The following is a 21,316-nucleotide window of genomic DNA, read 5'->3' on the forward strand; positions in this document are numbered from 1 at the left end:
AGGGGCACCCAGCCAACTTCTTTGTGCCATCTGCCAGTACGGCGGCCGGACAAGGGCAAAGCAGACTCTCTGCCAAGACCGCGGCCCGGCGAGCCTCTGCTTCCGGAGGGCCGGCGCGGCGCCACGGATGTCTTCGGTGTCGACATCTCCGCAGAGATGATCGCCGCCGCGCGGGAGTTCGAGCAGCGTGACCCGCTGGGTGTCCGTTACGAGGTCGGTGACGTGGCCGAACTGCGGTCTCTGAGCGGCGATTCGACGCGGCGCTGGGAGTGCAGTGCCTCAACTACGCTGCGGACACGGCGAAGATGGAGCGGATGTGCCGCAACATCCACCGGAGCCTGGTGCCGGGTGGAGAGTTCTTCGTGTTCGCCCAGAAGCCCGACTATCGGTTCGACTGCCCGTCGCTGGACAAGTACGGATTTCTCTGCGAGCCGACCGGCGAGGAGATCGAGACGGGTCCGCGGGTGCGGGTCACGGCTCTCCTCGACCCGCGGCCGATCAGCATCGTCTGCGCGGTCCCGCGCCGCGAGGTCTACGAGGGGTGTCTGCGGGCGGCCGGGTTCAGTGACGTGAAGTGGGTTCCGCTGCAGGTGTCCGAAGCCGGCATCCACGAGTACGGCGAGGTCTTCTGGGCAGACCTCCTCGCGCACCCGCCGCTGGAGATGCTGCGCTGCCGCGCCTGATCGGCCAAGTGGCGGGACCTCACCTCGGGACGCTGTGCGTTCAGCGGGCGTTTACGCATGTCACAGCAGGTAGTTGACGGGCTGTCACGCCTCGCGGACGTACGCCGAAGCCCCCGTCCCGTGCCCGCCATCAAGGCAGCGTCAAGACTTCACCCCTTACCGACCTCAGCCGGATAAACGTTCACTCAAGGGAGCCCTCGGTCGGGCAAAGAGGTCTACTCGCATAGATGATCCCGGTGCTGTCATGCTCACGATCGCCCGGAATTCTGCCGGGCACCACACCGGGAGACCCCCACATGTCCCGAATACCGCGCGCCCTGGTGACCAGCCTCTCCACCCTCGCCCTCGCCGGGGCGGGCCTCACCGTCACCACCGGTTCCGCGCACGCCGCGAGCTGCAGCCAGGCCTACCTCCCCCTGCCCGACCCGGTCTGTACGCCCGGCGACCTCAACCCCGACGTCACCCAGGACACCATCGACTCGACCATCTGCGTCTCCGGCTGGACCGCGACCGTACGGCCCTCCACCTCGTACACCAACGCGCTGAAGAAGAAGCAGATCGCCGAGTACGGCTACTCCGACACCAGTCTCTCGGACTACGAGGAGGATCACTTCGTTCCGCTCGAACTCGGCGGCGCGCCCAAGAGCGAGGAGAACCTCTGGCCCGAGCCGCACTCCGGCGACGGCACCTCCGCCCAGAAGGACACCGTCGAGAACAAGCTGAAGAAGGCCGTCTGCGCCGGTCAGGTCAGCCTTGACGACGCGCAGAACGCCATCGTCACCGACTGGACCACCGCGCTCTCCAGCCTCGGTCTGGGCTGAGCCGTCGCCCTGTAGGGGGCCGGCGCCCTCCCCTGGAGTGGCCGGCTCCCTACCGCTCCGCACACAGAGGCAGGTCAGACAGGGCACGATCCGGAAGCGGTACCCCCGTGGGCCACAATGCCCCCATGACCGATGATCAGTCCCGGATTCCCGCCCGTCCGCTGCTGCGTGGCCCCGAGGACGGGGAACTCATAGACGTCGCCGGGGTCGCACACTTCTTCCGGCTCACCGGCGAGCACACGGGCGGGCACTTCGCCTTCGAGGAGTTCAGCCTCGCCCCTGGCACCGTCGGTGCCAGGCCGCACGTACATGAAGGCCACGACGAGTACTTCTACGTCCTCGAAGGCGAGTTGACGCTCCACACCGGGGACGGCGAGGTGACCGCCGGTCCCGGGCATCTGCTGGCCGCCACCCGCGGCACCCCGCACGGCTTCCGCAATGCAGGACCGGTCCTCGCCCGCGCTCTGTGCCTCTACACCCCCGCCGGTTACGAAAACTACTTCCGTGACGTCCACGCCGCCGTGAGCGCCGGGGCCGAAGCGACCGATGAGCTCCTGGCCGAGTTCCGAGGCCGTTACCGGACCAGCTCCTTCCAGGCTTCCGCCGACAGGCCATGAGGCGTGTCTCTTCGGGGCTGATCATCCCGGCTCGAGGCGTCCACAAGCCCGGGCAGAGTCAGCTGTCGGGGACGCCTTCGGAGAGTCCCTCGGCGAACTCCCACCAGGCGAGGGGGAGCCAGTCGCCGTCCACGAAGGCGTCGACGGACGAGCCGCGGCCACTGATGGCCACCGGCGTTCCCGGCGGGTACATGGTGCCCGAGATGCCGGGCACCGGGACGAGCAAGGTCCCGCAACGCTGATTCACTTTCCTCGTCCTCCCATTCGACCCGAGGTTGAAATCGGAATTTAATTGACAATAGCTGGCCCGTTTCATGTTCCTCTACAGGGGGACCATGAGAGTTGGGTCACGTGAGGCGAACGGCCGCGACCTTCCTACTGCCCGTTCGCACCAGGCTACGTTCGGTTGACGGCTGTTTGGCCTCCGGCAGCGAGCACGCACCGCTCATCGGAGGTGTCATATGAAGGCTGTCGTCTACAAGGGACCGTTCGAGGTAGCGGTGGAAGAGGTGCAGAAGCCTCGACTCCAGCACCCGAACGAGGTGATCGTACGGGTGACGTCCACCGCCATATGCGGCTCTGACCTGCACATGTACGAGGGCCGCACCGCCGCCGAACCCGGCATCGTGTTCGGTCACGAGAACATGGGGATCATCGAGGAGATCGGCGACGGGGTCACCTCTCTGAAGAAGGGCGACCGCGTGGTCATGCCCTTCAATGTCGCCTGCGGTTTCTGCAAGAACTGTGTGGCCGACTACACCGGATTCTGCCTCACCGTGAATCCGGGCTTCGCCGGTGGCGCATACGGCTATGTGGCGATGGGGCCATGGACCGGGGGCCAGGCCGAATACCTGCGCGTACCGTACGCCGACTTCAACTGTCTGAAGTTGCCGGAAGGCACCGAGCACGAGACCGATTTCATTCTGCTCGCCGACATCTTCCCGACCGGCTATCACGGCAACGAACTCGCCCAGGTCTCCCCGGGTGAGAGTGTCGTGGTGTACGGCGGCGGGCCCGTCGGACTCATGGCCGCCTACTCGGCCATGATCCGCGGCGCGTCGAGGGTGTTCGTCGTCGACCGGGTGCTCGAGCGGCTGCAGAAGGCCGAGGAGATCGGTGCGATTCCGATCAACTTCGCCGAAGGCAACCCGGTCGAGCAGATCAAGGAGCAGACGAACGGCGAGGGCACGGACAAGGGCATAGACGCGGTCGGCTACCAGGCCATGGCCAGGGGCGAGAACCGTGAGGAGCCCGCGGCCGTGCTGAACTCGATCATCGAGACCGTCCGGCCGACCGGAGCGCTGGGCATACCCGGCCTCTACGTGCCGGCCGACCCGGGCGGACCGGACGAGCAGGCCAAGCACGGCCGGCTCATGGTCTCGATCGGCAAGCTCTTCGAGAAGGGGCTGCGTATGGGCACCGGGCAGTGCAACGTGAAGCGCTACAACCGGCAGCTGCGCGACCTCATCATCTCGGGGCGTGCCCGGCCGAGCTTCGTCGTCTCCCACGAGCTGCCACTGGCAGACGCGCCCACGGCGTACGACAAGTTCGACAAGCGCATCGAGGGCTACACCAAGGTGGTTCTGCACCCGGGGCAGTAGCTCTTCCGCGGCGGCGTCCGCCGACCGGGGCCGGGCCCGGGTCGGCGGACGCCGCCTTGCCGCGCCTGCGAGCACGCATCGACACGGCGCCGTCGTCCTTGCGGCCGGGTTCAGCGGAGCACCACGACGTGCTCGCCGCGCGGCAGCAGCTCGCCCACGACGGGAGCGCCGGGGATTTCGCCGGCCACCAGCAGGCCGCCTGAGGTCTGTGCGTCGGCCAGGAGCAGCGCCTCGTCCTCGCTCACCGCCGACAGGTCGGCGTGGGGACGCACCCAGGCGAGATTGCGCCGGGTTCCGCCGCTGACGTGCCCCTCGCTGAGCGCCTGCCGGGCGCCGTCGAGGTAGGGCACGGCGTTCGCGTCGATCAGTGCCGTGACCCCGCTCGACCGCGCGAGCTTGTAGGCATGGCCGAGCAGCCCGAACCCGGTGACGTCCGTCGCGCAGGTGACCCCGGCGGCCAGTGCCGCTTCGGCCGCCTCGCGGTTGAGCCGTGTCATGGTCTCGACCGCGTGCGGGAACACCTCGCCGGTGGCCTTGTGCCTGCTGTTCAGCACGCCGATGCCGAGCGGCTTGGTCAGGGACAGCGGCACACCCGGTTCTCCGGCGTCGCTGCGCAGCAGGCGGTCCGGGTCGACCAGGCCGGTGACCGCCATGCCGTACTTGGGCTCGGGGTCGTCCACGCTGTGGCCGCCGGCGACGTGGCAGCCGGCGGCCGCGGCCACGTCCAGGCCGCCGCGCAGCACCTCGCGGGCCAGGTCGAGCGGGAGGACATCCCGCGGCCAGGCCAGCAGGTTCACCGCGAGGAGGGGCCGGCCGCCCGTGGCGTACACGTCCGACAGCGCGTTCGCAGCGGCGATGCGGCCCCAGTCGTACGGGTCGTCGACCACGGGTGTGAAGAAGTCGGTCGTCGCCAGCACCCCCGTGCCGTCCGGCAGCCGTACGACGGAGGCGTCGTCGCCGTCGTCCAGGCCGACCAGCAGTTCGCCCCCGGGGTCACGCACCGGCACGGCCGCCGCCAGGCCCCGCAGTACTTCCTCCAGCTCACCCGGCGGGATCTTGCAGGCGCATCCGCCGCCGTGCGCGTACTGGGTGAGGCGCACGGATGCGCTGGGCGCCGTGGGTGAGGTCATGCGGGTCATGATTCCGGATGCGTTCCGTTAGCGCGTGGATACGGCTTTTGCGAGGATGGCCGCGTGGCGCGTGGAGGCGTGTCCGGCCTGGTGACCGGCCCGGTCTTCAAAACCGTTGAACGGCAGGAGCTGCCGTTGGCGGGTTCGATTCCCGTCCGCCTCCGCCGTCCACGCCCCGCTGGATGGGCTCTGTGAGCGGAAGGGGTGCCATGAGCGATCCTCGCCGCCGCATCCCCGGCACCGATGCCGTCCTGGCCGAGCCGCGCATAGCCACCGCCGTCCGGACGCTGGGGCGCCCTCTGGTGAAGGCGGCCGTCGCGGAGGCCCAGCGCCGCGCGCGGGCCGGCGAGATCGCTCCCGAGGACGTGGTGGAGGCGGCGGTCGGCGGGCTGCCCGAACGGGCCAGCGGCCTGCGGCCGGTGATCAACGCCACCGGTGTGCTGGTGCACACCAATCTCGGTCGCGCGCCGCTGTCGGTCGCCGCCCGGGACGCCGTGACGGCCGCGTCCGGATGCACGGACGTCGAGTTCGACCTTGCCGAAGGCCGCCGGGCCCGCCGCGGACGCGGGGCGCTGGCCGCGCTGGCCGAGGCCGTGCCCGATGCCGGAGCGGTGCACGTGGTGAACAACAACGCGGCCGCGCTGCTCCTGTGCGCCCTTGTGATGGCTCAAGGACGGGAGATCGTGATCAGCCGGGGCGAGCTGGTCGAGATCGGCGACGGGTTCCGCATTCCGGAGCTGCTGGCCTCCACCGGTGCACGGCTGCGCGAGGTCGGCACCACCAATCGCACCCAGGCGCGGGACTACGCCGAGGCCGTCGGCCCTGACACAGGCTTCCTGCTCAAGGTCCACGCGTCCAACTTCCGGATCAGCGGTTTCACAGCGGCGGCGGACGTGACCGAGCTGGCGGCGCTGGGCCCCCCGGTGGTGGTGGACATCGGTTCCGGTCTGCTCGGCCCGCACCCGACGCTCCCCCGGGAGCCGGACGCCGCCACCGCGCTGCGCGCCGGGGCGGCGCTCGTGACGGCCAGCGGGGACAAGCTGCTCGGCGGTCCGCAGGCCGGGCTGCTGCTGGGTGAAGCGGGGCTGGTGGAGCGGCTGCGCCGGCATCCCGCGGCCCGGGCCCTGCGGGTGGACAAGCTGACCCTGGCCGCGTTGGAAGCGACCCTGCGCGGTCCGGAGCCGCCCGTACGTGCCGCGCTGGCCGCCGACGAGAGCGCCCTGCGCGAGCGCGCCGCCCTGCTGGTCGAGCGGCTGCGGGCCGAGGGAGTACCGGCGGAGGTACTGCGCACGGAGGCGGTCGTGGGCGGTGGCGGCGCGCCCGGCGAGACCCTGCCCAGCGCGGCCGTCGGCCTCCCCGCGTCGTACGGCCCGTCGCTGCGCACCGGCGCGGTCCCGGTGATCGGCAGGGTGGAGCGTGGACGGTGCCTGCTGGATCTGCGCACGGTCGGGGCCGAGCAGGAGCAGGCGGTGCTGGAGGCCGTACTCGCCGCACGACGGTCGCACACGAGCGGCGGACGCCCGGGTGGAGACGACCGCGGAAGCGAGCGGCCGTGTACGTGATCGCGACCGCCGGCCATGTCGATCACGGCAAGTCGACGCTGGTGAAGCTGCTCACCGGGATGGAGCCGGACCGCTGGGAGCAGGAGCGCCGTCGCGGCCTGACCATCGACCTGGGTTTCGCCTGGACGACCCTCCCCGGCGGAGCGGAGGTGGCGTTCGTCGACGTGCCGGGCCACGAGCGGTTCGTGCCCAACATGCTGGCCGGTATCGGCCCGGTCCCCGCCGTGCTGTTCGTGGTGGCCGCCGACGAGGGCTGGATGCCGCAATCGGCCGAGCATCTGCAGGCGCTGGACGCGCTGGGCGTGCGGCATGCGCTGCTCGCCGTGACACGTTGCGACCTGGCCGACCCGGAACCGGCCCGGCGACAGGCGCTGGGCCGCATGGCGGCGACCGGCCTGGGACCGGTCGAGTCGGTGACGGTGAGCGGGCGCACCGGCGAGGGCCTGGACCGGCTGCACGACGGACTGCTGCGGCTGGTGGGAGGCCTGCCACCGGCCGATCCGGACGCCGACGTGCGGTTGTGGGCGGACCGCTCGTTCAGCGTCGTCGGCGCCGGCACGGTGGTCACCGGAACGCTGACGGCCGGCACTCTGCGCAGGGGTGCGGAGCTTCAGCTGGCGTCCACCGGGGCGGTGGTGCGGGTGCGCGGCCTGCAGACGCTGGGCCGGGACCTGCCCGAGGTCCGTGCCGTGGCCCGCGTGGCGGTCAATCTGCGGGGCGTCGAGCACCGGGCGATCGGGCGCGGCGACGCGCTCCTCACTCCGGGCCGCTGGCTGATGACCGCCGAGGTCGACGTGGCGCTGCGCGGTGCCGGCGGCAGCGGGAGTGAGGCCGGCGAGCGCAGTGACCTCCCTCGCGAGCTCGTGCTGCATGTGGGCTCCGCGTCCGTCTCGGCCCGGGTCCGGCCGCTGGGGGCGGGCAGCGCCCGGCTGCGGCTGGCCCGGCCCCTGCCGCTGCGCGTCGGCGACCGCGCGTTGCTGCGCGATCCCGGCCGGCACCGTATCGCCGCCGGTGTCGACGTACTCGACGTGGCGCCGCCCGGGCTGAGTCGGCGCGGAGCCGCACGGTTGCGAGCCGTGGAGCTGGCCGCTCTGGCCGATGCGTCGCCACGGGCGGTGGCCGAGGCGATGCTGCGTCGGCGGCGCTTCGCGACCGCGGACGAGTTCCAGGCCATGGGGCTGCCCGAGGTGGGCGATCCCGTGGGTGACGGCCGAAGGGTTCATCCGGGCGCGTGGCGCGAGTCGGTCGTCTCCCTGCGTGCCCTGATCGACGAGTGGCGCGACGAGCATCCGCTGGAGTCAGGCATGCCCGTGGAGGCGGTACGACGACGGCTGCGGCTGCCCGCTGCCGGTGTCGTGGAACGGCTTGCCGGTGCGGCAGGGCTGCCGGTGGTGGAGGGGCGGGTGTGTGCGCCGGGCAGCCTCGCGGTGCTTCCCGGACCTGTCGAGGCGGCGGTGGCCGCGCTGACCGTCGAGTTGCGCGCCGCCCCGTTCGCGGCGCCGGACGCCGCGAGGATGGCGGAACTGCACCTCGGGGCAAGGGAGTTGGCTGCCGCGGTGCGGGCCGGCCGCCTGCTGAAGGTGGCCGAGGGCGTCTTCCTGCTTCCCGACGGTGACAGGCGGGCCGCCGTAGTACTCGCGCAACTGCCCCAGCCGTTCACCCTCAGTCAGGCGCGGCAGGCGTTGCGCACCACGCGACGGGTCGCGGTGCCCCTGCTGGAGCTGCTCGACCACCGGGGCGTCACCGAGCGGCTCGCGGACGGCACCCACCGTGTGCGAACCGCGTCGGCCTGATCGGACTTCGACATGCCCCGGGCGGGTCCCGGCGTTACGTTGGCTGCGACGGCGCAGGGGCACGAGGCGGGAGATCGCCATGGGCCTGTGGCAGTGGATCAACGGCTGGCCGGTGTACCGGCAGCTCACCGGCGACGATGCGCTGGGCCGGGGAAGCGCGGCGCGCTCGCGCGGCACCGAGCGGCTGTCCGCCCGTACCGAGCAGGCCGACAGGGTCGTGCGGTCCGTGTGCCCGTACTGCGCCGTGGGCTGCGGCCAGAAGGTCTACGTCAAGGACGAGAAGGTCGTCCAGATCGAGGGTGACCCGGACTCCCCCGTCTCGCGCGGCCGGCTGTGTCCGAAGGGCGCGGCCAGCAAGCAGTTGGTGACCGGTCCCGGCCGGATCAGCGCCGTCCTGCACCGGGCGCCGTACGGCACGGGGTGGGAGCGGATCCCGCTCGACCGGGCGATGGACATGATCGCCGACCGGGTCATCGCAACCCGTCGGCAGACCTGGCAGGACACGCATCACGGTGTTCCGGTCCGGCGCACGCTCGGCATCGCCTCGCTCGGCGGAGCGACGCTGGACAACGAAGAGAACTACCTGATGAAGAAGCTCTACACGGCGCTGGGCGCGATCCAGATCGAGAACCAGGCGCGGATTTGACACTCCGCCACGGTTCCCGGTCTGGGGACCTCGTTCGGCCGTGGCGGAGCCACGACGTTTCAGCAGGATCTGGCCGAGGCCGACTGCATCGTCATCCAGGGCTCGAACATGGCCGAGTGCCATCCGGTCGGCTTCCAGTGGGTGATGGAGGCCAAGGAACGGGGCGCCACGATCATCAACGTCGACCCCCGCTTCACCCGCACCAGTGCGCTGGCGGACGTCCACGTGCCGCTGCGGGCCGGGACGGACATCGTCTTCCTCGGCGCCCTGATCAACCATGTGCTGAGCAACGACAAGGACTTCCGCGAGTACGTGGTCGCCTACACCAACGCCCCGGCGATCCTGCGCGAGGACTTCGCCGACACCGAGGACCTGGACGGGCTGTTCTCCGGCTTCGACCCGGAGAGCCGGCACTACGAGACCAGCAGCTGGATGTACGAGGGCGCGCAGATCTCGGCCGCGGCCGGTGACCGGGACCGGTGGACGGCGGCGGAGGACGAGGGCGAGCAGGGCACGGCCGCCCAGCAGCACGGTGGCAGGGAGGCTCACGAGGCCTCCCGCGCGCAGTCGTACGGCGCCGGCGGCCCCGCCGTGAGCGGGAAAGCGGCAATGGATCCGACCTTGCGGCACCCCCGCTGCGTGTACCAGGTGCTCAAGCGGCACTTCGCCCGCTACACGCCGGAGCTGGTCGAGGACGTCTGCGGGGTCCCCCGCGAGCTGTTCGCCCGGGTGGCCGAAGCGATCACCGCCAACTCGGGACGCGAACGCACCACGGCGCTGTGCTACTCCGTGGGCTGGACCCAGCACACCGTCGGGGTGCAGTACATCCGTACCGCATCCATCCTGCAGGCGCTGCTGGGCAACATCGGGCGGCCGGGCGGCGGCATCATGGCCCTGCGCGGACACGCCAGCATCCAGGGCTCCTCGGACGTCCCCACGCTGTTCGACCTGCTGCCCGGCTACATCCCCATGCCGCACGCCCACCAGCACGAGAACCTGGACGCGTTCGTGGCCGCGGACAGCGGCACGACCGGTTTCTGGGGCAACATGCGCGCGTACCTGGTGAGCCTGCTCAAGGCATGGTGGGGAGAGGGGGCCACGGCGGAGAACGACTACCGGTTCGACTGGCTGCCCCGGCTGACCGGCGACCACGGCACCTACCGGACGGTGCTGAACCAGCTCTCGGGCGAGTGCAAGGGGTACTTCCTCGTCGGCGAGAACCCGGCGGTCGGTTCGGCCAACGGCAAGCTGCAGCGCCTCGGCATGGCGAACCTGGACTGGCTGGTGGTGCGGGACCTGCGCCTCATCGAGAGCGCGACCTTCTGGCTGGACGGGCCCGAGATCGAGACCGGTGAGCTGCGCACCGAGGAGATCCCGACGGAGGTGTTCTTCCTGCCGGCCGCGGCGCACACGGAGAAGGACGGCAGCTTCACCAACACCCAGCGGCTGTTGCAGTGGCACGACACGGCGGTCACCCCGCCCGGGGACGCCCGCAGCGACCTGTGGTTCTACCACCACCTGGGGCGGATCATCAGGGAGAAGCTCGCCGGATCCACCGAACCGCGCGACCGGCCGCTGCTCGACCTCACCTGGGACTACCCGACGTCGGGCCCGCTGGCCGAGCCGAGCGCCGACGCCGTACTGGCCGAGATCAACGGGTACGGACAGGACGGGCAGCCCCTGTCGTCGTACACCCAGCTGCGGGACGACGGCTCCACCTCCTGCGGTGTCTGGATCTACTGCGGGGTCCACGCCGACGGACACAACCACGCGGCGAACCGCCGACCGGGCGACGAACAGAGCCGGGTCGCCCCCGACTGGGGCTGGGCATGGCCCGCCAACCGCCGCATCCTCTACAACCGGGCGTCGGCCGACCCCGAGGGCAGACCGTGGAGCGAGCGCAAGCGGTATGTGTGGTGGGACGCCGGACAAGGCCGGTGGACCGGGGAGGACGTCCCGGACTTCGAGGCGGACAAGCCACCCGACTACCGGCCGCCGCCGGGCGCGAGGGCCCAGGACGCCCTGGCCGGCACCGACCCGTTCATCATGCAGAGCGACGGCCGCGCCTGGCTGTTCGCGCCGGCCGGGCTGGCGGACGGCCCGCTGCCCGCGCACTACGAGCCGTACGAGTCGCCGGTGGACAACCCGCTGTACGGCCGGCAGACGAACCCGGCGCTGCAGGCCTACGACCGCCCGGCCAACCGCTACCACCCGGCCTGCAGCGAGGTGTATCCGTACGCGTTCACCACCTTCCGGCTCACCGAGCACCACACCGCCGGCGGCATGAGCCGTACCCTGCCCTATCTCTCCGAGCTGCAACCGGAGTTCTTCTGCGAGGTCTCCCCCGAACTCGCCGCGGAGCGCGGTCTGGAACACCTGGGCTGGGCGACCATCACCACGGCCCGTACGGCGGTCGAGGCGAGGGTGCTGGTGACCGACCGGATCAGACCGCTGCGGGTGCGGGGCCGCACCATCCACCAGGTGGGACTGCCCTACCACTGGGGTCCGAACGGCCTGTCGACGGGGGACTCGGCGAACGACCTGCTGTCCGTCGTCCTCGACCCGAACGTACGCATCCAGGAGTCCAAGGCGGCGACCTGCGACATCCGGCCCGGCAGGCGTCCACGGGGCCCGGCGCTGCGCGCCCACGTGGCGGCCTACCGGCGGCGAGCCGGCCTCCCCGAGGACACCCCGCCGGACGCGGGAGAGGGGCAGCGATGACTTCCGACCGCAACAGGCTGTCCGGCCCACTGGCCGACCCCGCCGCGGACGCCGGTTACCCGGACACCCACCCGCCCCGGATGGGCTTCTTCACGGACACCTCCGTCTGCATCGGCTGCAAGGCGTGCCAAGTGGCGTGCAAGGAGTGGAACCTCCTGCCGGCCGAAACCGAGGAACTCGACCTCCTGGGGCAGTCGTTCGACAACACGGGCGCACTGAGCGCCGACAACTGGCGGCACGTGGCGTTCGTCGAGCAGAAGGTGGCACCGGACCGGCAGCCGGTAGACCTGGGCATGCCGGCCGTAGGGCCGCCGCCCGGGCACGACACGGGCTCCGGGGACGGCCAGGTGCGCTGGCTGATGTCCAGTGACGTGTGCAAGCACTGCACCCACGCCGCCTGCCTGGACGTCTGCCCGACCGGGTCGTTGTTCCGCACCGAGTTCGGGACCGTGGTGGTGCAGGAGGACATCTGCAACGGCTGCGGATACTGCGTGCCGGCGTGCCCGTACGGCGTGATCGACATCCGCCCGGGCGACGGCCGGGCCTTCAAGTGCACGCTGTGCTACGACCGTTTGGGGGCGGGCCGGGAACCGGCCTGCGCGCAGGCCTGCCCGACCGACTCCATCCAGTTCGGCCCGCTGGAGGAGCTGCGCGAGCGGGCCGACCGTCGAGTGGCGGAGCTGCACGAGCGCGGGGTCGACCGGGCACGGCTGTACGGCCGGGATCCGGAGGACGGCGTCGGCGGTGACGGCGCGTTCTTCCTCCTGCTGGACGAGCCCGAGGTGTACGGGCTGCCGCCGGACCCGGTGGTCACCACTCATGACCTGTCGTCGATGTGGCGGCACGCGGCGACGGCCGCGGTCGGAGTGGCAGTGAGCGTGGCGCTGTCCTTCCTGGGGCGGGGAACATGGGAGAGGACGAGGCCGTGACGGGGCGCGGTGCGCGGGAACGGCCGATGGTTCCGCGCGCGCAGTTCCGGTCGTACTACGGCCGGCCCATCCTCAAGCGTCCCACCTGGAAGGTGCCGGACGTTCCGGGGTACCTCTTCCTCGGAGGCACAGCCGGTGCGTCGGCGACGATGGCGGCGGTGGCCGAACTGACCGGGCGTCGGGATCTGGCCGGGGCGGGCCGGCAGGTCGCTGCTGCCGCATCGGTGGCGAGCGTCGCCGCCCTGGTCCATGACCTCGGCCGTCCCGAGCGCTTCACGCACATGCTGCGCGTCTTCAAGCCCACGTCACCGCTGTCGGTGGGCTCCTGGATCCTCGCGCCGTTCTCGACGCTCGCCACCGCCGCGGCGGCCTCGCAGGTCACTGGAAGGCTGCCCGGGCCCGGCCGCGTCGCCGGAATCGGATCCGCCGTCCTGGGGCCGGCGATGTGCACGTACACCGCGGTCCTGCTCTCCGACACAGCGGTTCCGGCATGGCACGAGGCGTACCCGGAACTGCCGTACGTCTTCGCGGGCAGCGCGCTGACCAGCGCCGCGGGTGCGGCACTGCTCTGCGCGCCCCGTGCGGACCACGGTCCGCCGATCCGGATGGGCCTGCTCGGCGCGTGCATGGAACTCGCCGCGGTACGCCGCATCGAGCGACGGCTCGGGCTGGTCGGTGAGCCCTATGTGACGGGGCGGCCCGGGCGGCTGCTGACCCTGAGCAAGGCGCTGGTCGTGGCCGGAGCCGGCCTGTCGCTTCTTCCGGGGCGTCGGGCGGCTCCGCTACTGGCGGGAGGCGCGTACCTGGCAGCGGGACTGTGCACCCGGTTCGGAGTTTTCGCCGCGGGCATCGCGTCCGCTCAGGACCCGGTGTACGTGGTGACTCCGCAGCGGCAGCGCCTCGGGACCGAGGGTTCTGACGGCACCTAGCCCGTGTCCGGGGCCCCCTCGGCAGCTGCCCCGACAACCCCCTCGCGCAAGGAGTCACGACTCATGGTTACCGCTGTGCCAACACCCTGGAAGGCAAGCCCGTCTCCGTCGGCGGCGCATCCCGCAGTCCCGGTGCGCTGATCAGCCGTACCCTGTCCGACGCCGGTGCCCGTGTGGCCGTGCACTACAACAGTGAATCGTCCGCGGCCAAGGCCCAGGCCGTCGTGGACGAGATCACGGCCCAGGGCGGCGAGGCGTTCTCAGCGGACCGAGGACGGCGGCAAGATCCTCGCCGTCGTCACCTCGCTGCTGGCCGGCTACACCGGCCTGTACTCGCTCTAAGCCGGCAGCAAGGCACCGGTCGAGGACTTCGCGCGCGCCCTGTCCAAGGAACTCTTCGGCCGGAACGTCTCCGTCAACACCATCGCTCCCGGGCCGATGGACACCGGCTTCTTCTATCCGCCCGAGACCGGCGACTCCGTCGCCTACCTGAAGGCCCGGCCATGAACGGCGACCTCACCGAGATCGAGTACATCGTCCCCTGGGTGAAGTTCTGCCTCACCGACGGCTGGTGGGCCAACGGCCAGGTGTTCTTCGTCAACGGAGGCTTCACCACCCGCTGAACACAGGGAAGTTCATGCCACGGGGTTGTCGCGCAGCCACGCCAGGACCTGCTGGGCATGCGCGTCGGGCGGGAAGACCGGGTAGAAGACATGCTCGATCACCCCGTCACGGATGACGAGGGTCAGCCGCTTGAACAGCGTCATCCCGTCGACGTCGAACGTGGGCAGGCCGAGAGCCGCGGCCAGGCTCAGCCGAGGATCGGAGAGCATGGCGAACGGCAGACGGAGCCGTTCGACGACCTCGCGCTGATAGGTGGTGTCCTGGCTGGACAGGCCGAAGACCCGCTGCGCGCCGGCCGCGAGAAGCTCTTGGTGGTGGTCCCTGAAGTCACAGGCTTCGGTGGTGCAGCCCCGGGCTCCGGGGATGGAGTCCCAGCCGTCGGGGAGGTCGGTGTCCGGGCGGCCCGTGAGCGGGTACACGTAGACGATCGTGCGGCCTGGGCCAAGGGTGTCGAGGCGGACCATATCGCCTGTGGTGTTCGCCAGTTCGAGGTGGGGTGCCTTCAGGTCGCGAAGGTGGTCGGCCGCGCCGTCGTCCTCCGGGACGGGCAGGTCCGGAGGCAGGCGGTGGAAGTCGGTCATGGTGTGCTCTCCGTCGTCGGGCGCCGGGCTGCTGCTGTTGCGATGGGCGGCCTGTCTCAGATGCCGTATCAGGGTCGCTCGGCGGCCGGCCAGGGCCTCGATCCGCTCGGTCAGCTCGTCGATGGCCTCGCGATAGCCGGCCAGTGACGCCGGACAGTCGTCGGCGTGCTGCTGTCCGGACGCCAGGCACTCAAGGAAAGGGCGTGTGCGCTCGACCGGGATGCCGAGGCTGCCGAGAGTCCGGATCTCACGCACCATCCGCACGTCGTCCTCGTCGTAGTCCCGGTACCCGTTGGCGAGCCGGCGCGGCGTGATCAATCCGAGCGATTCGTAGTAACGCACCGCTTTGATTGTCACGCCGGCGCGTCTGGCCAGCTCGCCGATCTTCATGCCGCTCATCTCCACGAACGCTAGACCTTGACCTCGAGGGCAAGGTCAAGCCGCTCTCCGGGCTGGAGGGCGATCAGTCCGGCCGTCGTCTCGGCGAAGCCGCAGGCATCGAAGTAGAACGGACGCAGGTGGTCCTCGAAGTCGACGTGAAGCCACGCGCACTTCGCGGCACGGGCTTCTTCGGCTGCGATCGCGACGAGCCTGGCGCCGACTCCTTGTGCCCGGCAGTGCCGGGCGACCACCGTGTCCAGGATGAACGCGTGAGTTCCGCCGTCCCAGACCACGTTGACGAAGCCGACCAGCGAGCCGTCTTCCCACGCACAGACCCAGCCGAGGCTGTGGCGTTCAAGTCGCGCTCGCCAGTCGGTGTGACCGACCGGGTGACCGAAGCCTTCGGCGTGCAGCTCGTTCAGGGAGGCGTTGTCGACATCGGGCCGCCACTCGTACTTGATCGTCACGTACCGATCGTACGCTTCACCGGCCGACAGTCACCTCGCGGTCCTGTTTCTCATGCATGGACAGCCGCCTCCGAGATCGCCGACGCCGCCGCCATGATGCTCAGTTGGGGATTCACCTGAGGGCAGCTGGGGAGCACGGAGGCGTCCGCGAGCAGTACTCCTTGTACGCCTCGGAGTCTGCCCCAAGGGTCGGCCGGGAAGCGGTGCGGGTCCGCTCCTGCGGCTGCCGTTCCGGTGGGGTGGTAGGCCGAGAGGTGGAGGTGGCGTGCGCTCGTGCCCGCCAGCACGGCGTCCAGTTCCGTGAGGCTGCGTACTCGGGGTGCGCGGGGGATGCCGGTGAGGACTTCCTCGGCTCCTGCGGCGAACAGCAGCTCTCCCATGGCGCGCACGGCCCTCAGCAAGCGGCCCGCGTCGCGGCGGTCCAGGCCGTAGCGGATCAGCGTGCGGTCGCGGCCGAGGACGCGACCGGAGGGGCGGTCGGCGATCATCGCGCCGAGCGTGGCGAGCCGGTCGGCGGTCTCCAGTTCGCGGCGCAGCTCGGCACCCAGCCCGGGGAGGACGAAGGAGCCCATGCCGGGCGGGGTGGCGGTGGCCTCGATGAGGATGCCCTGCGAGTGGTGCTCCTCGACTCCGACGCTCTGCAGCACGCCTTCCCAGGCGGTGACCGGTTCGGCGAAGCGTCCGGCGACGCTCGTGGCCGGGTGGACGCTGAGATTGCCGCCGAGGCGGGGATGCCGGCCCAGGCCGGAGCGGCGTAGGAGTGGCGGGGACTGCAGCGCGCCCGCGGCGACGACGACCAGGGGCGCGAGGATCTCGAAGGCGCCGCTCTCCCCGAAGCGTGCGCGTACCCCTGCCGTGCGCGGGCCTCCGGGCCGGTCCGTGTCGACGAGGATGCGCTCGGCTCGGGCTCCGGTGACGATACGCGCCCCCGCGGCGCAGGCCTCGGGCAGCACGGACAGCTGGACGCTCTGTTTGGCGCCGGTCGGACACCCCACCACGCACTGGCAGGAGCCCTGGCAGCCGGGCGCGTTGCGGCGCAGCGGCGCGGCCTGCCAGCCGAGCTCGCGCGCTCCGTCGAGCGCGCTGCGGCCGTTGTTGCCGAGGACGTCGACGGGTTGGGTGGCCACCCGCAGGGTGCGCTCGGCCTCGTCCAGACACCGGTCGAATCCGTCGGCGGGCGTGAATCCGAAGTCCTTGCTCCAGCGGGCCAGGACGTGCCCCGGAGTGCGGTAGCAGGTACCGGAGTTGACGACCGTGGTGCCGCCGACGGCGCGGCCCGTGGGCAGCAGCAGCGGTGGGTTGCCGACGACGACGGTGGCCCCGCCGTCCCGGTAGAGGTCGGTGAATCGGTCCAGTGGCGTGCGTCGGCCGAACGACTCGGTGGAGTGGTGCTGCCCCTCCTCCAGGACGACGACGTCCAGCCCGGCCCGGGCCAGCGTCCGTGCGGCCGTCGCCCCGCCGGCGCCCGAGCCGATGACGACTGCGTCGGCGGTGGAGCGCGCGGGCCAGGCGGGCGCGGGTGTCAGGTCGAGCGGCGGATCCTGGCGGGTGAGGCCGCGCGGTGCGGGACCGTCCTGGAGCATCCGCTCGGTCCCGGCGGCCAGGAGGACGGGCACCTTCAGTACGTCGAGGAGTGGGAGAAGGGCGGGTCGTGCGGCCAGTTCGGCCAGCACGGATTCCCGTTCGGGCGGGGTGAGTGCGCCGAGCGTGCGTCCGGTGCGTGTCATGGCGTAGGCGTCCACGCCGCGCGCTGCCGCCCGTAGGCCGGCCCGCGCGGCGAGCGGCATCGTGGTGAGGACCGTCTCCAGCCTGGCGGGGACCCGACGGGGCCAGTCGGCTGTGCCGTCGTCGGCGATCAGGGCGGACACGAGGCCGGTGAGCGTCATCGTGTGCCCACCTCCGCGTGGGCCGTGCCCTCCAGCGACCACTCGGCCTCGGTCCGCCAGCCGCCGAACCACCACCGTTCCAGCAGGACGTGCGCGTCGGCGCGTTCGCTGTTGCGGCAGGTCGCGTGTTGGCCGTCGGGGTCGGTGTAGTCGAGGGCGAGGGTACGGTCCGCCCGCTGGGTGACCTCGACCCGGATCCGGCGCAGGCCGGCGCGGCCGGTGACCTTCCAGGTGGGCAGGGCGATGTCGGCGCGGAAGCGCCCCGCTCCGGCCCAGCCGGCGGCCGGCCGCTCGGGGCGGCGCGGCCAGGTGCGGCCCTGCCTGCGCAGCCGGAGGAAGACCATGGGGGGAAGCCTGCGCAGGCCCGGGCGCATGGAGACGGCGGCGACGATCTCCAGGACGTCTCCCCCGCCGAGGTCGGCGTGCAGCCAGGCCCAGCGGCGGGCGTTGCCATGGCCGTAGATGCGGGCGGAGGCGCCCGGGGCGGCGGTGAGGGTCAGCGTGGTGTCGTCGTGGGTGAAGGTGCCGTCGTAGGTGGCCCTGGCCGCGGGGAGCATCTGAGCGGCAGGCAGCAGGGGCCGGCGCCAGGACCAGCGGGGGAAGGTGAACAGCGGTTCGTCCGTGGGGCGTTCGGTCAGGTCCCAGCGCAGGGCGCCGCCCTCGGCCGCTCCGGACAGGTGTCCGGGCCGGACTTCGACCCCGTCGGCGCTGAAGCCGGCGTCGTCGGGAATCCACTTGGCGGGGCCGAAGCGGGCGTGCCGCACGGGTCCGTCCTTGGGGAAGACCGCGGCCCACCCGTGCGCGTACGGCTCGGATCCGTCGGCCGGCGCGGTCAGTTCGTGGTGCAGCCACAGTCCGCTGCCGGTGGCCGGGTCGGTGACGGTGGAGTACCAGACCTCCGTTCGGCCCCGCTCACCGCGCCAGCGGGGCGCGAGGAACGTGCCGGGATCCTGATGCCGTGGGAAGCGGAAACTGGCCAGGAAAGGGAGGAGTTGTGTGCCGAGGGGGAAGCGGAGGGTGCCGGTGCCGATCCGCACCCCGTCTTCCTGAAGGGTGTACGGCAGGACGGTCATCGAGACCACGGGCCTGCGCGGGGTGACGGACTTCCAGCCGTCGAGGGTGAGCCGGCGGCCTTCGGCGGTGAAGGCGATGCGGTAGCGGATCCGGCGTCGCGCGAGCGGCGAGATCTCCAACTCCCCTTCGGCGCAGGGGTCGTCTGCCCAGCCCGCGATCCGTATCCGGCCGGTGGCGCGGGCCTCGGTCGTACCGAGGAGGCGGAGAAGACGGTCGGCCGAGACGGTCAGATCGAGGCGGACCCGGCGTGCCCGGTCCTCCTCGTCGAGTCGCAGCGTGCCGAGCATCGTCTCGCGGAAGGCGCTGCCACGAGCGGGTGAGGCGGTGTTCGTTGTCGTGCGTGAGGTCGTCTGCCCGCTCATGCGAGACCCTCCAGCATGATCCGCTCGGTTGCCGTCAGGTACTGCTCGGCCGCCCGCCGGGCGGCGGTCCCGTCTCCGCACGCCACCGCCTCGACCACCGGCTCCAGGCGTCCGCGGGCCGCCCCGGCGTCCGTGAACGGGCCCCGGAGTGCGGCCCGCACCGGCATATAGGCGTTGAAGAGGGTGTTGGTCAGCAGGACGTAGACGCGGTTGCCGGTGGCGCGGGCCAGGGCGCGGTGGACCTCGATGTCCGCGAGCTGTACGGCATCGGCGTCCGCCGCGTCCCCCACCACCGCCAGCAGCGCGCGCAGCTCGGCTCGCTGCCGGTCGGTCGCCCGCGCCGCGGCCCGCTCGGCGATCAACGCGCCGATGCTGTGCCGTACTTCGAAGACCTCGCCGATCCAGTCGGGGCTGTGCCGTACGAGCATGGGCAGCAGGTCGGCGCCGCCCAGCCGCAGGTAGTCCCGCACGCGGGTGCCGACGCCGTGCCGGGTCTCCAGCAGGCCGGCCTGCATCAGGCGGCCGAAGGCGTGCTTGAGGGTGGTGCGGGTGACGCCGTAACCGTCGGCGAGCGTGCGCTCGGGGGGCAGGTAACTGCCTGCCGGGTGGCGCCCGGCGAGGATGTCCTCACGCAGTCGGCTCTCCAGAACATCGACGATGGTCTCGCGGGGCAGTGCCTCCACGCCGTCCTCCCGAGTGGCTCAGTGGATGATCCACTCAACCAATATGTGTTCGTGGAGTCAATGGTCCAAGGGCCACGGATCGGGGTTCGCATCGCCCAACTCGGCCCAGGAAGCGGGTGGATGGAGCCTGCGTGACCTCCACCCGCTTCCTGGGCCGAACCTCCGTCAAGACGTGGCGGCTGTGCCTCAGTTGCCGTCGTGGACCGCGGTGAGGCCGTTGAACACTCCGACGTAGGCGGTGCCGTCGGGGCCGAGGGTGATCGGGGCCCAGTTGTTGTCGTAGTTGATGCCGGTGCCCACCAGCTGCTTGAAGCGGGTCGCGCCCGTGCGGAAGTCGACGGCGGTCAGGTACCAGGCGTCGATGCCCAGCGGGTTCGGGTCCTTGGTGTACAGATACAGCAGGCCGTCGGCGGTGGAGAGCTTGGGCACCGTGGAGGGTGAGCGTTCGGCGCTCTCCCACACGGTGTCGCAGCCGCTGCCGTCCCTGCGGACGTCGATGCGGGTGACTCCGCCGACGACGCTGCGTCCGAAGGTGAGCGAGCTGATGTTCTCGTAGCCGTAGTTGTTCTCGACCACGAGGCTGTCGCCCCAGCTGATCAGGGAGTTGTCCGTGGTGGAGGCACCGGACCCGAAGACGGGGATCTCGCAGACCAGGCGGCGGTCGGCGGGGACGTCGGCGCCCCGCCGGTAGACCAGGACGTGCATGCGGTCGTCGGCGTTGTCGGTGATGGCGACGTACTTTCCGCCCTCGCCGAAGATGTCCGGTGTGGTGCCGGAGCCCTGGTTGACCGAGCCGGGTTTGGTCCCGGTTCCGCGGTCGTAGGTCTGCCGCCAGACCATCTCGGGTGTGCCGTCGGCCGAGGCGCGGAAGTCGTACAGAGCGTGGTCGGAGACGATGGCGACGCCGTCCTCGGCGACCGAGAAGGAGTTCTGGATCTCCTCGCCGGTGAGCTGGACGGACCGGATGGTGCCGATGGCGGGGTCGACGGTGCCGACACGGCCCTGCCAGGTGACCCACCAGATGCGGCCGGTCCAGTCCGGCACGACGGACGTGACCGGGTCGCATTCGCCGCTGGGGTGCAGGTTGGTCCAGGTGACGCAGTCGTGGGGTACGTGACCGCCGAGGTCCCAGTCGTCGGTGGCGCTGAAGCTCCAGGTTCCGTCCGGGGCCTGTCGGTGCGCCAGGCGCAGCAGGTGCTGGCGGGAGTCTGCGAGCACCAGCCGGTCCTGGTCGTCGAGGTACGAGTAGGCGCCGCCGGACGTGTCCTTGAAGATCCGGGAGAAGTCGAGACGGGTGATCGCCTCGACGGTGGAGGGACGTTGCGGCAGCTTGTACTCGGCGAGGGTCACGAGAGTGCGCGGGTCGAGCAGCTTGACCAGAAAGCCCGTGAAGGTCCCGCAGACGGTGACGACGCGGCCCTCCCGGTCGAAAGTGGCGTTGGCGCACTCGCCACCGAGCGGCGCCATCCGTTCGCTGCTGACCTGGGGATGTCTGCCGAGCGGGCCGTTCCACGGGTAGGTGGCGCTGCCCCAGGCATCGGCGTGCATGCCGCTGCGGCCGTTGGCCGCGAGAAACGGGTGCTGCGGGGGCTGCTTGCCGGGGAGGGGCCGGGCGGCGGCGGGGGCGCCTTGGTAGGCGTCGACCAGCCGGTGGCCGGGGGCCCTGGGTATCGGCTCGGCCTGCGCGGGCCGGGGCCCGGTGACGGCTGCGGCCGCCGCCAGGGTGAGGGCGACCGCCAGGGCACGGCTGAGTCTCCTGCGGGACATGCGGCTCCTCGGGTGCGTACGACAGTGGTCGCGCCGACGGCGACCATAGGAGCGCCGTG

The 21,316-nt window shown here is 71.3% G+C and carries 18 protein-coding genes and 1 tRNA gene; 11 read left to right on the forward strand and 8 right to left on the reverse strand.

Annotated features, from left to right (window positions below; translation table 11 throughout):
* Nucleotides 1-314 precede the first annotated feature (314 nt).
* The 3 genes from FB157_RS48800 (at nt 315) to FB157_RS31090 (ending at nt 2,121) form a co-directional block, all read left to right on the forward strand.
* Complete coding sequence (locus tag FB157_RS48800; RefSeq protein WP_261386644.1) at nt 315-683, forward strand: hypothetical protein; 369 nt, start codon at nt 315-317, stop codon at nt 681-683.
* Between the two features lie 296 nt (nt 684-979).
* The gene (locus FB157_RS31085; protein ID WP_145883979.1) at nt 980-1,504 is read left to right on the forward strand and encodes a hypothetical protein; all 525 of its coding nucleotides are present in this window, start codon (nt 980-982) and stop codon (nt 1,502-1,504) included.
* Between the two features lie 125 nt (nt 1,505-1,629).
* On the forward strand, nt 1,630-2,121 hold the full coding sequence (locus FB157_RS31090) for a cupin domain-containing protein (RefSeq protein WP_145883980.1): 492 nt from the start codon (nt 1,630-1,632) through the stop codon (nt 2,119-2,121).
* Nucleotides 2,122-2,179: 58 nt separating this feature from the next.
* Here the strand turns inward: FB157_RS31090 and FB157_RS47590 are convergent, their stop codons facing one another.
* The gene (locus tag FB157_RS47590; protein WP_186581779.1) at nt 2,180-2,335 is read right to left on the reverse strand and encodes a hypothetical protein; all 156 of its coding nucleotides are present in this window, start codon (nt 2,333-2,335) and stop codon (nt 2,180-2,182) included.
* Between the two features lie 247 nt (nt 2,336-2,582).
* Here FB157_RS47590 and FB157_RS31095 point away from each other — a divergent pair, with 247 nt between their 5' ends.
* On the forward strand, nt 2,583-3,722 hold the full coding sequence (locus tag FB157_RS31095; protein ID WP_145883981.1) for a glutathione-independent formaldehyde dehydrogenase: 1,140 nt from the start codon (nt 2,583-2,585) through the stop codon (nt 3,720-3,722).
* Nucleotides 3,723-3,832: 110 nt separating this feature from the next.
* Here FB157_RS31095 and selD read toward each other — a convergent pair whose 3' ends face one another.
* Nucleotides 3,833-4,852, reverse strand: coding sequence for a selenide, water dikinase SelD (selD, locus tag FB157_RS31100; protein WP_145883982.1), 1,020 nt, complete (start codon nt 4,850-4,852; stop codon nt 3,833-3,835).
* Nucleotides 4,853-4,924: 72 nt separating this feature from the next.
* Between selD and FB157_RS31105 the strand changes: the two genes are divergently transcribed.
* From FB157_RS31105 to FB157_RS49715, 7 genes are all read left to right on the forward strand, one after another.
* A tRNA-Sec gene (locus FB157_RS31105) sits at nt 4,925-5,016 on the forward strand.
* A 45-nt stretch (nt 5,017-5,061) separates the two neighbouring features.
* Entirely contained in the window at nt 5,062-6,414 is a 1,353-nt protein-coding gene (gene selA, locus FB157_RS31110) for an L-seryl-tRNA(Sec) selenium transferase (protein ID WP_145883983.1), read from the forward strand.
* Complete coding sequence (locus FB157_RS31115) at nt 6,405-8,207, forward strand: SelB C-terminal domain-containing protein (protein ID WP_145883984.1); 1,803 nt, start codon at nt 6,405-6,407, stop codon at nt 8,205-8,207. Before selA ends, FB157_RS31115 begins: the two co-directional genes overlap by 10 nt.
* Before the next feature lie 79 nt (nt 8,208-8,286).
* Nucleotides 8,287-11,574 (forward strand): formate dehydrogenase, encoded by a 3,288-nt coding sequence (fdh, locus tag FB157_RS31125; protein ID WP_261386646.1) that lies wholly within the window; start codon nt 8,287-8,289, stop codon nt 11,572-11,574.
* Entirely contained in the window at nt 11,571-12,503 is a 933-nt protein-coding gene (locus FB157_RS31130) for a 4Fe-4S dicluster domain-containing protein (RefSeq protein WP_145883987.1), read from the forward strand. The genes fdh and FB157_RS31130 overlap by 4 nt, the downstream gene beginning before the upstream one ends.
* Nucleotides 12,482-13,432, forward strand: a complete 951-nt coding sequence (nrfD, locus tag FB157_RS31135) for an NrfD/PsrC family molybdoenzyme membrane anchor subunit (protein ID WP_261386647.1) — start codon at nt 12,482-12,484, stop codon at nt 13,430-13,432. Before FB157_RS31130 ends, nrfD begins: the two co-directional genes overlap by 22 nt.
* Nucleotides 13,433-13,813: 381 nt before the next feature.
* Nucleotides 13,814-13,939, forward strand: a complete 126-nt coding sequence (locus FB157_RS49715; protein ID WP_398947549.1) for a hypothetical protein — start codon at nt 13,814-13,816, stop codon at nt 13,937-13,939.
* Between the two features lie 128 nt (nt 13,940-14,067).
* Here the strand turns inward: FB157_RS49715 and FB157_RS31145 are convergent, their stop codons facing one another.
* The 6 genes from FB157_RS31145 to FB157_RS31170 form a co-directional block, all read right to left on the reverse strand.
* Nucleotides 14,068-15,027 carry a MerR family transcriptional regulator gene (locus FB157_RS31145; RefSeq protein WP_145884046.1) on the reverse strand — a complete coding sequence of 320 codons (960 nt, stop codon included), beginning with the start codon at nt 15,025-15,027 and terminating at the stop codon, nt 14,068-14,070.
* 20 nt (nt 15,028-15,047) lie between these two features.
* Entirely contained in the window at nt 15,048-15,485 is a 438-nt protein-coding gene (locus FB157_RS31150) for a GNAT family N-acetyltransferase (RefSeq protein WP_145883988.1), read from the reverse strand.
* A gap of 50 nt (nt 15,486-15,535) precedes the next feature.
* Entirely contained in the window at nt 15,536-17,371 is a 1,836-nt protein-coding gene (locus FB157_RS31155; protein ID WP_145883989.1) for a GMC family oxidoreductase, read from the reverse strand.
* The gene (locus tag FB157_RS31160) at nt 17,368-18,807 is read right to left on the reverse strand and encodes a hypothetical protein (RefSeq protein WP_145883990.1); all 1,440 of its coding nucleotides are present in this window, start codon (nt 18,805-18,807) and stop codon (nt 17,368-17,370) included. The genes FB157_RS31155 and FB157_RS31160 overlap by 4 nt, the downstream gene beginning before the upstream one ends.
* A complete protein-coding gene (locus FB157_RS31165) occupies nt 18,804-19,490 on the reverse strand; it encodes a FadR/GntR family transcriptional regulator (protein WP_145883991.1) in 687 nt (228 codons plus the stop codon). Before FB157_RS31165 ends, FB157_RS31160 begins: the two co-directional genes overlap by 4 nt.
* A 186-nt stretch (nt 19,491-19,676) precedes the next feature.
* On the reverse strand, nt 19,677-21,257 hold the full coding sequence (locus tag FB157_RS31170) for a hypothetical protein (protein ID WP_145883992.1): 1,581 nt from the start codon (nt 21,255-21,257) through the stop codon (nt 19,677-19,679).
* Nucleotides 21,258-21,316 lie beyond the last annotated feature (59 nt).

Origin of the sequence: Streptomyces sp. BK340 (assembly GCF_007827595.1) — a bacterium.
GTDB lineage: Bacteria > Actinomycetota > Actinomycetes > Streptomycetales > Streptomycetaceae > Streptomyces.